This window comes from Pararoseomonas baculiformis, assembly GCF_017813395.1.
In the GTDB taxonomy this organism is placed as follows: Bacteria; Pseudomonadota; Alphaproteobacteria; order Acetobacterales; family Acetobacteraceae; genus Roseomonas; species Roseomonas baculiformis.
On sequence record NZ_JAGIZB010000056.1, the window covers coordinates 1 to 11390 of the forward strand.

General features: G+C 67.6%; 14 protein-coding genes and 1 pseudogene. 4 read left to right on the forward strand and 11 right to left on the reverse strand.

The annotated features are described in order from the left end of the window. Nucleotides 1–54: 54 nt before the first annotated feature. The 9 genes and pseudogenes from J8J14_RS23760 to J8J14_RS25855 form a co-directional block, all read right to left on the reverse strand. The gene (locus J8J14_RS23760) at nucleotides 55–504 is read right to left on the reverse strand and encodes a BrxA family protein (protein ID WP_209382023.1); all 450 of its coding nucleotides are present in this window, start codon (nucleotides 502–504) and stop codon (nucleotides 55–57) included. Next, a complete protein-coding gene (locus tag J8J14_RS23765) occupies nucleotides 504–1010 on the reverse strand; it encodes a BrxE family protein (RefSeq protein WP_209382024.1) in 507 nt (168 codons plus the stop codon). Before J8J14_RS23765 ends, J8J14_RS23760 begins: the two co-directional genes overlap by 1 nt. 232 nt (nucleotides 1011–1242) lie before the next feature. Beyond that, nucleotides 1243–1518: a hypothetical protein gene (locus tag J8J14_RS23770; RefSeq protein ID WP_209382025.1), complete on the reverse strand. Its 276-nt coding sequence runs from the start codon at nucleotides 1516–1518 to the stop codon at nucleotides 1243–1245. A gap of 4 nt (nucleotides 1519–1522) precedes the next feature. Next, entirely contained in the window at nucleotides 1523–4081 is a 2559-nt protein-coding gene (locus tag J8J14_RS23775; RefSeq protein WP_209382026.1) for a hypothetical protein, read from the reverse strand. Nucleotides 4082–4092: 11 nt separating this feature from the next. Next, entirely contained in the window at nucleotides 4093–5118 is a 1026-nt protein-coding gene (locus tag J8J14_RS23780; RefSeq protein ID WP_209382027.1) for a hypothetical protein, read from the reverse strand. Nucleotides 5119–5778: 660 nt separating this feature from the next. After that, nucleotides 5779–6249 (reverse strand): hypothetical protein, encoded by a 471-nt coding sequence (locus tag J8J14_RS23785; RefSeq protein WP_209382028.1) that lies wholly within the window; start codon nucleotides 6247–6249, stop codon nucleotides 5779–5781. 3 nt (nucleotides 6250–6252) lie between these two features. Beyond that, nucleotides 6253–6600 carry a hypothetical protein gene (locus J8J14_RS23790; RefSeq protein ID WP_209382029.1) on the reverse strand — a complete coding sequence of 116 codons (348 nt, stop codon included), beginning with the start codon at nucleotides 6598–6600 and terminating at the stop codon, nucleotides 6253–6255. A 249-nt stretch (nucleotides 6601–6849) separates the two neighbouring features. Continuing rightward, nucleotides 6850–7035: pseudogene (locus J8J14_RS25850) on the reverse strand (helix-turn-helix domain-containing protein); the annotation flags it as partial. A gap of 405 nt (nucleotides 7036–7440) precedes the next feature. Next, entirely contained in the window at nucleotides 7441–7641 is a 201-nt protein-coding gene (locus J8J14_RS25855) for a helix-turn-helix domain-containing protein (RefSeq protein ID WP_209382030.1), read from the reverse strand. Nucleotides 7642–7892: 251 nt separating this feature from the next. On the opposite strand from J8J14_RS25855, the gene J8J14_RS23800 reads away from it, so the two are divergent. Together J8J14_RS23800 and J8J14_RS23805 are read left to right on the forward strand one after the other, a co-directional pair. After that, a complete protein-coding gene (locus J8J14_RS23800) occupies nucleotides 7893–8651 on the forward strand; it encodes a DUF3631 domain-containing protein (RefSeq protein WP_209382031.1) in 759 nt (252 codons plus the stop codon). 113 nt (nucleotides 8652–8764) lie between these two features. After that, nucleotides 8765–9190: a hypothetical protein gene (locus J8J14_RS23805; protein WP_209382032.1), complete on the forward strand. Its 426-nt coding sequence runs from the start codon at nucleotides 8765–8767 to the stop codon at nucleotides 9188–9190. Between the two features lie 107 nt (nucleotides 9191–9297). Here J8J14_RS23805 and J8J14_RS23810 read toward each other — a convergent pair whose 3' ends face one another. Beyond that, nucleotides 9298–10125 (reverse strand): DUF2971 domain-containing protein, encoded by an 828-nt coding sequence (locus J8J14_RS23810; protein ID WP_209382033.1) that lies wholly within the window; start codon nucleotides 10123–10125, stop codon nucleotides 9298–9300. A 262-nt stretch (nucleotides 10126–10387) separates the two neighbouring features. After that, complete coding sequence (locus tag J8J14_RS23815; RefSeq protein ID WP_209382034.1) at nucleotides 10388–10579, reverse strand: MbcA/ParS/Xre antitoxin family protein; 192 nt, start codon at nucleotides 10577–10579, stop codon at nucleotides 10388–10390. Nucleotides 10580–10782: 203 nt separating this feature from the next. On the opposite strand from J8J14_RS23815, the gene J8J14_RS23820 reads away from it, so the two are divergent. Together J8J14_RS23820 and J8J14_RS23825 are read left to right on the forward strand one after the other, a co-directional pair. Beyond that, nucleotides 10783–10989 (forward strand): hypothetical protein, encoded by a 207-nt coding sequence (locus J8J14_RS23820; RefSeq protein ID WP_209382035.1) that lies wholly within the window; start codon nucleotides 10783–10785, stop codon nucleotides 10987–10989. Next, a complete protein-coding gene (locus J8J14_RS23825) occupies nucleotides 10989–11324 on the forward strand; it encodes a hypothetical protein (protein WP_209382036.1) in 336 nt (111 codons plus the stop codon). Before J8J14_RS23820 ends, J8J14_RS23825 begins: the two co-directional genes overlap by 1 nt. Nucleotides 11325–11390: the final 66 nt, after the last annotated feature.

Consider the following 11390-nt stretch of genomic DNA (forward strand, 5'->3'; position numbering starts at 1 on the left):
GGCGGCTTCGGGCTCGGGGCAGCTGACTTCTGGCTCATGTCCCACTCCTTGGGGTCACGATGAACCGGAAATCCTCCACTCCTCAACCAACCCCGCCTGTCTCAGGAGACCTGACGGCAGACACTCCTTGGACACGGAGCTCCCACCGGCGGAGTAGCGGCTCCAGTAGACCTCGCGGACGAAGTCCCCGAGGACGGGGTTCGCGCGGCAGGTGAAGAGGAAGCAGAGCGCCCGGAAGTCCTCCTTCGGGAGGCCTGCAGCCGCCACCTTCAGCAGGCGGGCGGGCTGTGCGCCGTCGACGAGGTACCTGGGGCAGAACGCCTCGATGATGACGTTGCGGAGGCGCCGCGCGGCGACCGTCGGGAACGCCCCGGAGGCGAGCGCGGCACGGAGCAGGTCCTGGCCGGCCATGCCTGGCTCCCACATCGTGAGCAGCCTCATCGTCTCCGGCACCAGGCCCAAGCCGGCCTGGAGCTGCGTCGTGTACTTCGGGGCGCCGGACATCACCTGCTCGAGAAGTAGGGGAAGCACTGCCCGCCAGCGCGGAGCGCCGCCGAGTAGAGCGACGCGACCTCGGACACCCATTCGGGCGCTTCCAGCACGTCCGCCCCCGCGACCAGGGCCGGCCCGCTCCTGGCCTCTACCTCGCCGCCGGCGAGGCCGTCCAGGGCCGCCCTCGCGGCGTCCGTCGAGGAGACCACGTGCGTCAGCTCCTGACCGGCAGCCTGCACGAAGTCAGAGATCCTCTGCTCCGCTGCCTCGGGGAGGCGAAAGGGGTGGAAGGCGCGCCCGACCCCGATCCTCTCGTCGTGGACTCGCCGGGCAGCCTGGACGACGCCCTCGTAGCGGGCCTGCAGGACCTTCGGCCCGAAGATCGGGGTCAGGAATGCTGAGCTCGTCGGTGACATGAACCCCGAGGTCCACCATCCGGCGTTGTCGCGCTCACCGAGCGTGCCCACGGCCAGCCTCAGCGAGACCACCCGCCCGATCAGGCCGTCGCTCCCAGTCATAAAGCTCCCCCGCCGACAGGCACGATGCCGAGCCGCCCCTCCGAACGAGGCGACGCACCTGCCGCTCAGCGGTGCGCCGGCCGCACCGTCGGGCTTGGAGCGTTCCTCCAGGGTAACAGAGTCGAGAGTTTCGTCCAGGAGTGGCGGCCCCTCGTCGTGCTCCTGCCTCCCGACGGCGTGGGTGCCGCGTTCGCCAGCGAGGAGGCGATGAGGGGAACCGACCGCACGGGCGTCAGAGCGCCACGCCGCTGCCGCACCAGTCGCGGTCGAGGTGGACCAGGGGCCAGGCGATCTTCCTGCTCGCGCCCTCCGTCGGCGCCGGGGCGCCTCGGCGGCAGTAGGCGCGGTTCTGGTAGTCCGCTCGCACCTCCGGCGACGGCGAGCTCGTCGGCAGCGGCACCCCGCCGCGCGGCACGTCGTGGAAAAAACAATTTCTGCAGCTCTCCGGGCGGCTGACCCTCCCGTCGTATGACGCGATCATGCCGGAGGGGGGAACGATGCTGGACATGGGCCTAGGTCCTCGCTGCCTGGGATGGAGCCGACCGGGCCGCGCCGCGGGCCGTTTCGGCGTAGAGCTCTCGTGTCTGGTGCCGCAGGCGGTGGTCGCGCTCGGCGGCGCCCTCCGCCTCGGAGACGGGCGTCGCCGCCGCGAGCACCGCGCTGCTGCCCGGGGCGCGAGCGGGACCCAGGGCCTCGCTCAGCACCTCCCAGGGCGCGCGCCGGCCCTGCTCGCTCGGTGGGACCCAGGCGACCTGCCCGAGGAGGGCATGGCGCAACTGGCGCAGCTCTGCGCGGTCCGAGGCGTCGAAGCCTCCCAACTCACGGGCCTTCGCCTGGACGTCCCGCGAGAGCTGGTCGAGGCCGCCACACGCCGCGTCGAGCTCCCGCGCGGCCTGGCCGACGCCCGGCACCCGACCGACGGACGCCTGGTACTCCGCGGCTGCGGCGGCTCCGGCTTCAAACTGGGTCCAGCCCGAGCCGGCGCCGAGCGAGTTGACGAGGGCGCGGAGGTTCGGCGCCTGCCGCCGGAGCGCATCAGCCGCCCGCTCGACCCCAGCCGCGGCCTCCCGCACCTGGGCGACCAGCCCGGCGCGCTCCCCGCCGTGGTGCGCCTCCCCGGGAGCCTCCACCTGCGCCCGCTCCGCGGCGAGCGCCTCGGCCCTTCGCGCGCGCTCCTCCGCCGTCGCCTCCGCCGCCCGGGCCTGCTCGACCGCCCTGACCGCGTCTGCGATCGGCTCCACCCCGGCGACGACTCCCAGGGCCCCGAGCTGCCCGCGGAGGGCGGCCTCGGCCGAGGCCCGTCCCGCCCGCTCGCCTGCCGCGTGCCCGAGCGCGAAGCCGCCCGCGCGGGCCTCGGCGAGCTGAGGGGCGCTGACCGCCGGCCGCCTCGCGGCGTCGAGCTCCGCCTCGCGCCGCGCCTCCTCAGCCCGCTCGGCGCGCTCCTCCGCGGCACTGCGCGCGGCCGCCTCGCGCTCGACCGTCTCGGTCGCCTCGCGGAGCTGCTCGTGGAGGCGGGCGCGGGCGCGGAGAGCCTCGTCCGCCGCCTCGCGCGCCGCGGTCGCGCGCTCCTCCGCGGCCCGGGCCGCCGCCTCGGCGGCAGACGCCCGGCGCGCGGCCTCGTCCCGCTCCGCCACCGCGGCGTCGAGCTCCCCACGCGTCGGTCGGCCGGCGAGCTGAGCGACCCTCGCCATGAGGCTCCGCACGAGGACGGCGGCGGGCGGCGCCACCGGCTCGAGCGCCCTCGCGAGGTCCTCCAGCCCCTCCGCCGCGGCCAGGCGACCGAGGGCGCTCCTGAGGCCCTCCACGGCCCGCCGCAGGACTCCGACCTGCCCCGCGGCCTGCTGGACCCGCTCCCGCTCGGCGGCCAGGAGCTCGTCGCGCCGAGCGATCTCCGCCAGCAGGGACTCGCTTGCTGCGCCGGCTGCCCGAGCCGCCTCCGCCGCTGCTCCCTCGGCCGCGGCGGCACGCGCCTCCGCCTCCTCGTTCGCCCGCCGGAGCGCGCGGACCTCTCCCGCGAGCCGCGCTATGGCCGCCTCGTCTCCCCTCGCCTCCTCCACGGTCCTCAGCAGGGACCGGCCGACCCGCCCACCCCCCGGGGTGCCGGGCGCGAGCTGGGACACGGTGCCGTCCGGCTGGAGGAGCTCGAGCGCCGCGCGGTCTCCCATCCGGCCGAGGGCAGCCCTGGCGACGAGATTCCCTCCACCGCCGCCCCCGCGCGGCGGCTCCGGCGCGGAGCCCTCGCCTCGCCGCGCCATGGCGGCAGCCCCGACCTCGACCCGGTCGGCCCGCAGCAGCTCCCGCTCTAGCTCAGCGACCCGGTCCTTCAGGCGCTCGTTCGCCTCCGCGGCGTCGCGCATCGCCCTGTAGGTCGGGGCGTCGACGCGCCTGCGGCCGGCCCCCTCCGCGCCGGTCACCGCGAACCCGAACTCGCGACCCACGTCGCGGGCGTACCGGTGGTGGAGGTCCCGGTAGGCGGCGGCGGCCGCCTCGCTCTGCGCTGCCCTGTCCCCACCCGCTCGACGCACCTCGTTCCGTGCCCGACGCCCGGGGTCGACCGGGCCGACGTCGAGGAGGAGGACCGGCTCGCCGGCCGCGGTCGTCCCCGGCACGAGCACCGCAGGAGCGTATGCGTGGAGGTGCAGGTATCCCTCGTCCCGGTGCTCGACGACGCAGGCGTCCGGGCCCAGCTCTCGGCGGAGGAAGGCAATTGCGCGCTTGCGCCAGCGGAGGTAGCGCCGCTTCGCCGCCCAGGAGGAACGCACCTCCTCCCAGGGCACCGGGTAGGAGGCCACGTAGGACGCCGCGACCACCGCGTCCCTCCTGATGCTGCGACCGCGCGGGTCCCGCGCTTCAGCCGTGCGCTCGCGGACGAGCGCCAGCAGCGCCCAGGGCGAGACCTCCGTGAGCAGCCTGGGCCGCAGCGGCTGCGCGACGTGGGCGCAGTGGCCCGGCAGCCGCATCGCCTCGGAGAGGCTGTCCTCCAGGCTCCACCGACGGCGGCCTGCCACGGGCGGGCGGCTCGGCTCCAGCGAGTATCCCTCCACCCGGAGGAAGGGTGTGCACTTGCGCATCTGCCGTCACCTCACCCCGCCGCGCCGAGTTCGTCGTCCCGAACGAGGCGAGCACCGTGCTGCTGTATGACCCGTGCGAGGAGCGGCGTGATCGTGTGGGCCGTCCAGACGAGCCGGCTCCGGGTGCTGCCCCGCAGGCGCAGGCGCTCGCCCTCGGCACAGCGCTCGAGTTCCGCGAACTGCTCCGGGTGGGCCATGAGGGGGCCGACGATGAACCGGCGGCCCAGGAACCGCGCGCGCACGGCCTCGCTGGGATCCTCAGCCGAGTCGATGCCATCCGCGAGAGCTCCCTCCCCTGCTGCCGTCAGGAGGTCGACCTCGGGGCGAGCCGCGGAGTCGTCCAGCGATCCCTCGGGCATGGCAGCCGAGCCGTCAGGCGGCTCTCCGTTGGATCGCCCCGTGGCGATCGCCTCCCACCCCGCGCCACGGTCGGCCGCTCCCGGCGCGACGAGGTCTACGCGACCAGTTGGGTCCGAGGTGTCGTTGCCGCCTCCGCAGTGTGCGTCCAGTTGCGGCTCGGTCCCAACGCATCCGGCCGCTGGACCGGCCAGGAGGGGACTGCCGGCAGGGAGCGACGACGGACCATCGACGCCGGTGATGAGGAGCACCTCGCGAGCTTCGTAACGTCCTGCGTTGGGCACCAGCTGGATGACAGAGCGCTGCGCCGCGGCGCGATCCTCCAGTTCCTGGGAGAGGAAGACGGTCACGCGCCTGCCCGCGGCAGATGGCGTCACCTCGCCGCCACCCGAGGCAGCTCCATAGATCGCCCAGAAGCCGCCGTGCTGCTTCGTGAGGTCGGCGATGGTCACGTCCTTCGCGATCGCGTAGCCCACGATCTTACGGATGCGGCTGCGTGCAGATCGCAGCGTATCGAGACCCTGCGTGGCGTAGGCGAGGAGCGCGGCGACTACGTTCTGCACCTCGGGGCGGCCGCTGAGCAGGCGCTTGGTCTGGGCCCGCTTCACGATGTCCGCCGCGACCTCCTGCGGGAGGAGAACCGCATGAGCACGGACCTCCTCAGCGACAGAGGAGAGCACGCGCGTGGCATCATTCGCGTTCCTCTTCAGAGCTTCGCGGTGTCTGTGCATCCGATCGATAGCGGCGTCCGCGGAGGAAGCCGCGGTTGCATCGCCGGACGGCGTAAGGCTGGTACCCATGAGTGCCCCGCTTCGGATCGACTGGGTACGGCGCGCTGTGGTGATGGTCGGCATGATGTCTCCCCGGGTTCAACCGATCTCGTCGGGCGGGAGTGATCATCCCCAGCTGCAGCATCCGTGTCCCACTGGACGCCCGCGATTTGGTGCCATCACCGAATTTTTACTTATAGACCGCGGCGTCCCAAGAAGAGGACAGGAGAGCACATAAGTATCCGGATAAGCTTACCTAGCCATGGCGCGCGTCTAGACGTCATTGGAGGGCATTTTGTTACTTTTTCAATACGTTTCGGTCGGGAGGTTCATTGTTTCGGTGAAAACTTTGTCTTCCGCGACGTCGATCCGCCGGGGATCCTCCGTGGCGAGCGCCCGGAGGAAGTTGCTGGCGAGATCCCCGCCAGCCCTCTCGTGTAGTGCGGGGGAGTTGGACTTCTATGTTCTGTCGAAGGTGCTGGCTGCCGTGGCATCCTCGTCCGGCCGGACCTTCGACGCATCGTCCCGAAACTGGCGTGCCGGTCGGAGACGGAAGGAAATGCCCTTCGTTCACCCCGGCGCCGTCGTCCTAGGGCTGCATCGTGTCAGACGTCCGGCTCGCTCACGCTGCCGCTGAAGTTCCGCGCTGAGGAGGTCGGGCGCGAACGCGGCAGCCAGCCGCTCCCAGACCCCCGGCTCGGCATACCTCCCCGCCATTGAAAGCACCGTCGACGGATCGACGCCCGCCGCGAGGCGCTTAAGAAGGAGGACCTCGTAGTGACCGGCCCGCGGACTGAGCGCGCGGCCGCCGCTCGGTTCTTGGTGGATCTCTGGATGCACGGCAGCCATCTCGCCAATCAGCTCAGCCAGCGTTGGAAACCGCTGCAGACGGGCAGCAAGATCTCGGGCGAGATCTTCGGTGAGGCTGGAGGCCGGGCAAGCCGCCGCGACGTGATCGGCGTAGGTCAGAAGCCTTGCACTGTACTTGCCACCCCAGGGCACTTGGGCCGCCACAGCGCGGAGCCAGGATCGAGCGTCCATTGCTCAGGTCGCCTCCTGCGTCGAGCCATGGGCCGCCGGGAGGAACTGGAGCCCATCGGGTTCCTCGCCATCCCGCCAGCGCTCGTCTCTGAGCCAGGTCGCTGGGTAGGGGCGGAAGTCCACCCCTCCAGCGCTGGGCGGAGACAGCCGGTGGAGCTGTGACCGTAGCCCGACGAGGATGCCTTCCGCGTCCCGATCGGCCCTGCGAAGCGCGATGTCCCATGCCCGCCTTGCGGCCCCCCGGCCCTCCCGACGAGGGTAGAGGCGCCAGAACTCCTCGAAGGCTGCATCGTCCTCGAGCTCGTCGAGCGCGGCGCGCCGCGGCGTACGGTTCAGGTCTGGTTCATGCAAGGTTACTATCGGTTTGGGGGCATCTGGTGCCGGGTGGGTCGGCACCAGATGCCGGGGCAGACTGCACGTGCGGCCAGGATCGCCGGCATCCGGTGCCGGATCGCCCCTGCTGCCCGCTCGCACCTCGCGCTCGAGTCCATCAGGTTCTGGACGTGAGCGACAGGACGCTTCAGTTGCCGACGGCTCGGTCACCGCGAGGAGGTAGCACACGGACCTACCACGCTGCGGCAATGGGACGATGAGACAGGCCTCTCTCAGAGTGCGGAGCGAGTTGCGCACCGAGCGCTCGCAGAGGCCCGTTTTCGTCATCATCCTGGGGACACCGACCCAGGATCTGTGGTCGCGGCTCGCGTGGTCGGCGAGCGCGAGCAGGACGATTTTGACGGTGGTCGGGAGGTCTCGCTCCCACGCCCATGTCAGTGCTTGCAGGCTCATCTCAGGCCTCCTCTGCCGGAATGACCGGGCCGATGCCCTGGGTAGCGGGCGAGAGTGTCTCGGCGCCTCGTCCGCAGCAGGCCGGGTACGTGCGGCCAAACACGCGAGCCCTGAACCAGGGCTCCTGGAGTGAGTGAGAGGGAGGTTGGTCGCGTTCGAGGCACATCACGGTGCCTCACTCGTGCTGCGACGGAGGCCGCCGAGGCGGGCTTCTGCCCACGCGTCCAACTCGTTGCGGGGGTACAATGGAATACGGCCCAGCTTGTGATAGCGCGGGCCATCACCGACCACCGCGAGCTTCGCTAAGGTCGCGACGGCTACGGGGAGCCCATGCACGGATCTGAGATACCGGCTGGCCTCACGGCGGCGCAGTCGGGGAGGGAGGATGTCGTCTGGCACCATTTTTCAGCGGCCTCCCTGATCCTGCATAGGCAGCTGTCTCAGGTATCGGTCGAGAGCATCCGCGAGGATAAGCGTGCGCCGGCCTGCTTTGCGTGCTTGCAGGTCGCCGCGCTTGATAAGGGCGTGGATCATCGTCCGGCTGAGGCCGGTCCTGGCACTCGCCTGGAGTACCGAGTAGGCCGATAAGTGTTCGCGGGGGGTCATTGAAGTCCGCCTTGTGTCAGGTGGACCCCCGAGATGGAGCAAGTCCAAATCGGCGGCAAAATCTGCGTGAAAAAAACCCGCGGATTTCTTGTACGGGCCTCAGACGCCAGAGGAGGTGGGCATCGATGCGACGGCCAGGAGGGCAGAGGCAGGCGCTGAACCATCTAGGCGACGGTTCTCCCCAGCTGGTCCTCCCCGGCGACCAGTCAAAGTGCGTAGCGCCGCGGCCGACCTCAACGTCTACACGCGGCGTGGACGAGATCCTGGCATCGCGCATGATCCAGATCCCCACCCGGCGGCTGACTCTAGAGAAGCTGGACGCCCTTGGCGGGCTTCCTCCGGCTCCCGCGGCCACGACCGAGGATCTCCGCCAGGAGCTGCATACCTGGGCGTTCGAGAACGTCGAGCAGATCGCTGGCACCTATGAGGAAATGCGCTCGAGCCTCGATCGCTCGTCCGAGATCGTCACCCCCCTGCGGGTGATTGCGCGGCTTGCTGGGGACACCGGCTTTGCCGGCCGCCTCGAGGACGCGATCGCCAATTTCGTGGGCAAGCCGATCGACCCCGAGAACCCGAGTGACGTGCTGGCGGGCGTGGTCCGCCGCCTTGTTCAGCGGGGCTTCCGCAAGGTCTGCGCGACTCACATCCGGCTGGAGATGGGGCTGGAGATGGACAGCACCTATGGGCGTGAGAACGTCTCAGCCATCCCCGAATGGGCCCGGGCCGACTGGATCGGCCGCGAGCTCCGCAACCGAGGCATCGTGGATCCGCGCGCTCCCGCTGAGCGCAAGCGGCCGGCTGCCGGCGGCAGTGCCCTCAACCTCTACCCGATCGAGCCCGAGTTCATCAGCGAGGCGCTCGCGGGCCAGCCAGGGGCTCCGGTGGTGGATCCCCTCTCCTGGTGCCTCACCAAGGAGGAGGGAGCCTGCGGGGCCTGCCGGTACTTCAGCGTGGGGTGTGAACTCTCCGACCGCCGTGAGGGTCGCTCACCCAGCCGCATGCGGCGCTAGCGAGGATCAACGAGAGCCACCTCGGCCCGATGAACGGCAAATTACCGGGCATGACGGGAAAGGATCGTAGGGTGTCCTATGTTTGCGTTCCCGGAGGTCGCAAGGAGGTGGCCGTGACGAGTGAGAGAAGGCCCGAGCGGCTCGAGCCGCTGGCTGGGGCCATCGCCCGGGGGGCAGAGGCTCAGGCGCGCCTCATAGAGGCTGCTGGGGGCCTGCTCTCCTTGGAGGGGGTTGCCACCCTCATCGGGATTGCCCTGACCAAGGTGGACGCGCAGCGGGCAGCTGGCCGCCTCCTGGCTCTGCAGATCCGAGACGATTGGACCTACCCGGCAGCTCAGTTCCGTGACGGAGAGGTCCTCGACGGCATCCCAGAGGTCATCGCCAGCATGGCTGACGCCTCGGCCTGGTCGATCCTTGACTTCCTACTGGCTCCGGACGATGCCCTGGGAGGTCAGGCGCCGATCGCGGCTCTCCGCGTCAGCGGCTTTGGCGCTGTCCAGCGGCTCCTCGCTTCGCGTCAGGCCGACGCCTTCGTGTGAGTAGCAAGCCAAGCCGATGACGCTCACGATGAGCGTCAACAGGCCCTAGCTTGGTGGACAGGGCACCGCGATCAGCCACTGTCGGTTCAGTACCTTCACCAGGAAATTCAGGTCCGGAACGGGATGGTGGAAAATTCAGGTGAATAACTCAAACCCAGTCTGGATTCCAAAGCGGCCAAACTAAAGCTCGCACGCTCGCGATCAATACCAGGGCCGAAGGTTATTCCAGTTATAACCTCCCGCAATGTATCGGCATTTTTCAGAGAAATTTCGAGCTTTGGTGTAAAATAGCGCTCAGTATCATTGATGCGCTTCGCATCCTCTGGAAAACTGGGATGATCTAAAATAACCAAGCGCACCTCCTTCTCTTCTTCGAAGCCATTTTGCTTAAACTGCAAAGGTCGGATTACGCCGGTGTGGGATGACCCAAGTATGGGCTCTTGTAGGCTTTCCCAACCATTTTCTATGATGTCCGAATCCACAAAACCGTACTCGTTGTAATGATTGATCCAATGATCAATTCTATCCTTCATTACCCCTTCAAACACAGGCTCGGTGTCATTTGGCGCCTTATAACACACCTCAAATAGGTTAGGCCTATGATCTTTGATGGCTTTTTCCAATGCTTTTAAGTCAAACCTCAAGCAAACTTCACCGTTGCCATAAGCGCGCCATTGACTTAACGAATCTTTTACACATGACATACTGAAGACATAGTATTCGGTTCCCTTGAAACCGCTCTCGACCGAAGGGCCATACACACCATCTACCGCTCTATTTTTCAAGTTTAAGATGGCCTGTTTGAGTTTGATTATATCTTCGTCGGTACATTTTGTCTCATCTCTATAACGTATCTCTTGTGCCGCGAAGTCATACTGATTTAATGAGTTCCTTAAGAGATCTTTGGCATAATTGAACTCCTTTGAATCATTCAAGAATCTGTAGTCAGTTAGACGTAAGGTTTTGTTCTCCAATATTTTCCATGCCGAACTCATGCTAGTGTAATGGTAGGCAACGCCATCTAATGTAGACATAAGGGTATCCCCGAATAACCAAGCCACAATTTCCTATTGTTGATGGCACGACTGACCGACAGGCCACAATTATTCCTGGTCTTCAACAATCAGGTACCCGAGCAGATTGCCCCAATAGAGGGCAGCGAGGCCTCAGATCGACGGTTTCGCGTGAGGCACGTCGTCAGCTGGCGAGGCCATGATCAATGCGGGTGAGCAACAGCAAGACCTTCTGACGGCCGGCCTCATGGTTCAGCAGATCTTCCGGCCTTCTGCCTTCCAGCGCCGTCGTCGGCCGCGCTAGCCAGATGTGAGCACGGTCCGGATCACCGAAGGTCCGGATGGCATGATCACGCAAAGAAGCCTCGTCCGGCATCTCTGATCCTTTGAAGGCCTGCCCTAGCAGGGGTGCACCGTATGCCGCAGCGGGGAGGTCTCGCCAGCGAGATCCTCCTGACCTACCCGATTATGCGTATCAAAAACTCATAGATGCATCGCACGATCACACGGCAGAGTTGCTAGGCAACCCGTTCTCCAGCCTGTATGTTCACTATACGTTCCAGCCAGAGGCGCAGCGGCATGCACAGCGACGTGTGTACGGCGAGGGTAGGACGCTACGTCATCCTCATCGACGTCGATGGGCGCACCCATGCGATCGCCCCGACCTCGGTCGGCGCGATCTGCGAGGAGGACGGCCAGTCCATTCTCCTGCTGCCGGGCGGGAAGGTCGTGATCATCGAGGCGGACGTGATCCGTACCGCCAAAATCCTGTCAGGAGAGGGCTGATGCCTGAAAGCGCCCGGATCTACCGGTGGGCCATCGTCGAGCTTCGCGAACCCGGCCAGGAGCCGACGCAGCACGTCATGGGCTGGATCGACGAGCACAGCCAATTCACGACGGCGATGGACGGTCTCTACAAGAACGACCCGTATATCGGCTCTCCCCTGGCCTCGGTCGACCTGGAGAAGCGCCAGGCGGTAAACCGCCGCGGCCGGGTGATCGAGCTCTCCGGCCCGCCGGCGGAGGGCGGCACCGAGATCCCCGCCACGCTCCAGCTCATGCAGTGTCAACGCCGCCTGAAATCTGACCCACCTTGGCTCGCGTCGCCGGTCGAAACCTGACCCACTGGATCGCCCGGAGATGGGACGAGCTCCACCTCCGGACGGCGTGTCTCAGCGGCTCTCCTT

What these genes read in the sequence shown, in the direction of transcription:
- J8J14_RS23760 (WP_209382023.1), bottom strand. Translation starts at nt 504, where the DNA reads ATGTCCGGCGCCCCGAAGTACACGACGCAGCTCCAGGCCGGCTTGGGC.
- J8J14_RS23765 (WP_209382024.1), bottom strand. Translation starts at nt 1,010, where the DNA reads ATGACTGGGAGCGACGGCCTGATCGGGCGGGTGGTCTCGCTGAGGCTG.
- J8J14_RS23770 (WP_209382025.1), bottom strand. Translation starts at nt 1,518, where the DNA reads ATGTCCAGCATCGTTCCCCCCTCCGGCATGATCGCGTCATACGACGGG.
- J8J14_RS23775 (WP_209382026.1), bottom strand. Translation starts at nt 4,081, where the DNA reads ATGCGCAAGTGCACACCCTTCCTCCGGGTGGAGGGATACTCGCTGGAG.
- J8J14_RS23785 (WP_209382028.1), bottom strand. Translation starts at nt 6,249, where the DNA reads ATGGACGCTCGATCCTGGCTCCGCGCTGTGGCGGCCCAAGTGCCCTGG.
- J8J14_RS25855 (WP_209382030.1), bottom strand. Translation starts at nt 7,641, where the DNA reads ATGACCCCCCGCGAACACTTATCGGCCTACTCGGTACTCCAGGCGAGT.
- J8J14_RS23815 (WP_209382034.1), bottom strand. Translation starts at nt 10,579, where the DNA reads ATGCCGGACGAGGCTTCTTTGCGTGATCATGCCATCCGGACCTTCGGT.
- J8J14_RS23820 (WP_209382035.1), top strand. Translation starts at nt 10,783, where the DNA reads ATGCACAGCGACGTGTGTACGGCGAGGGTAGGACGCTACGTCATCCTC.
- J8J14_RS23825 (WP_209382036.1), top strand. Translation starts at nt 10,989, where the DNA reads ATGCCTGAAAGCGCCCGGATCTACCGGTGGGCCATCGTCGAGCTTCGC.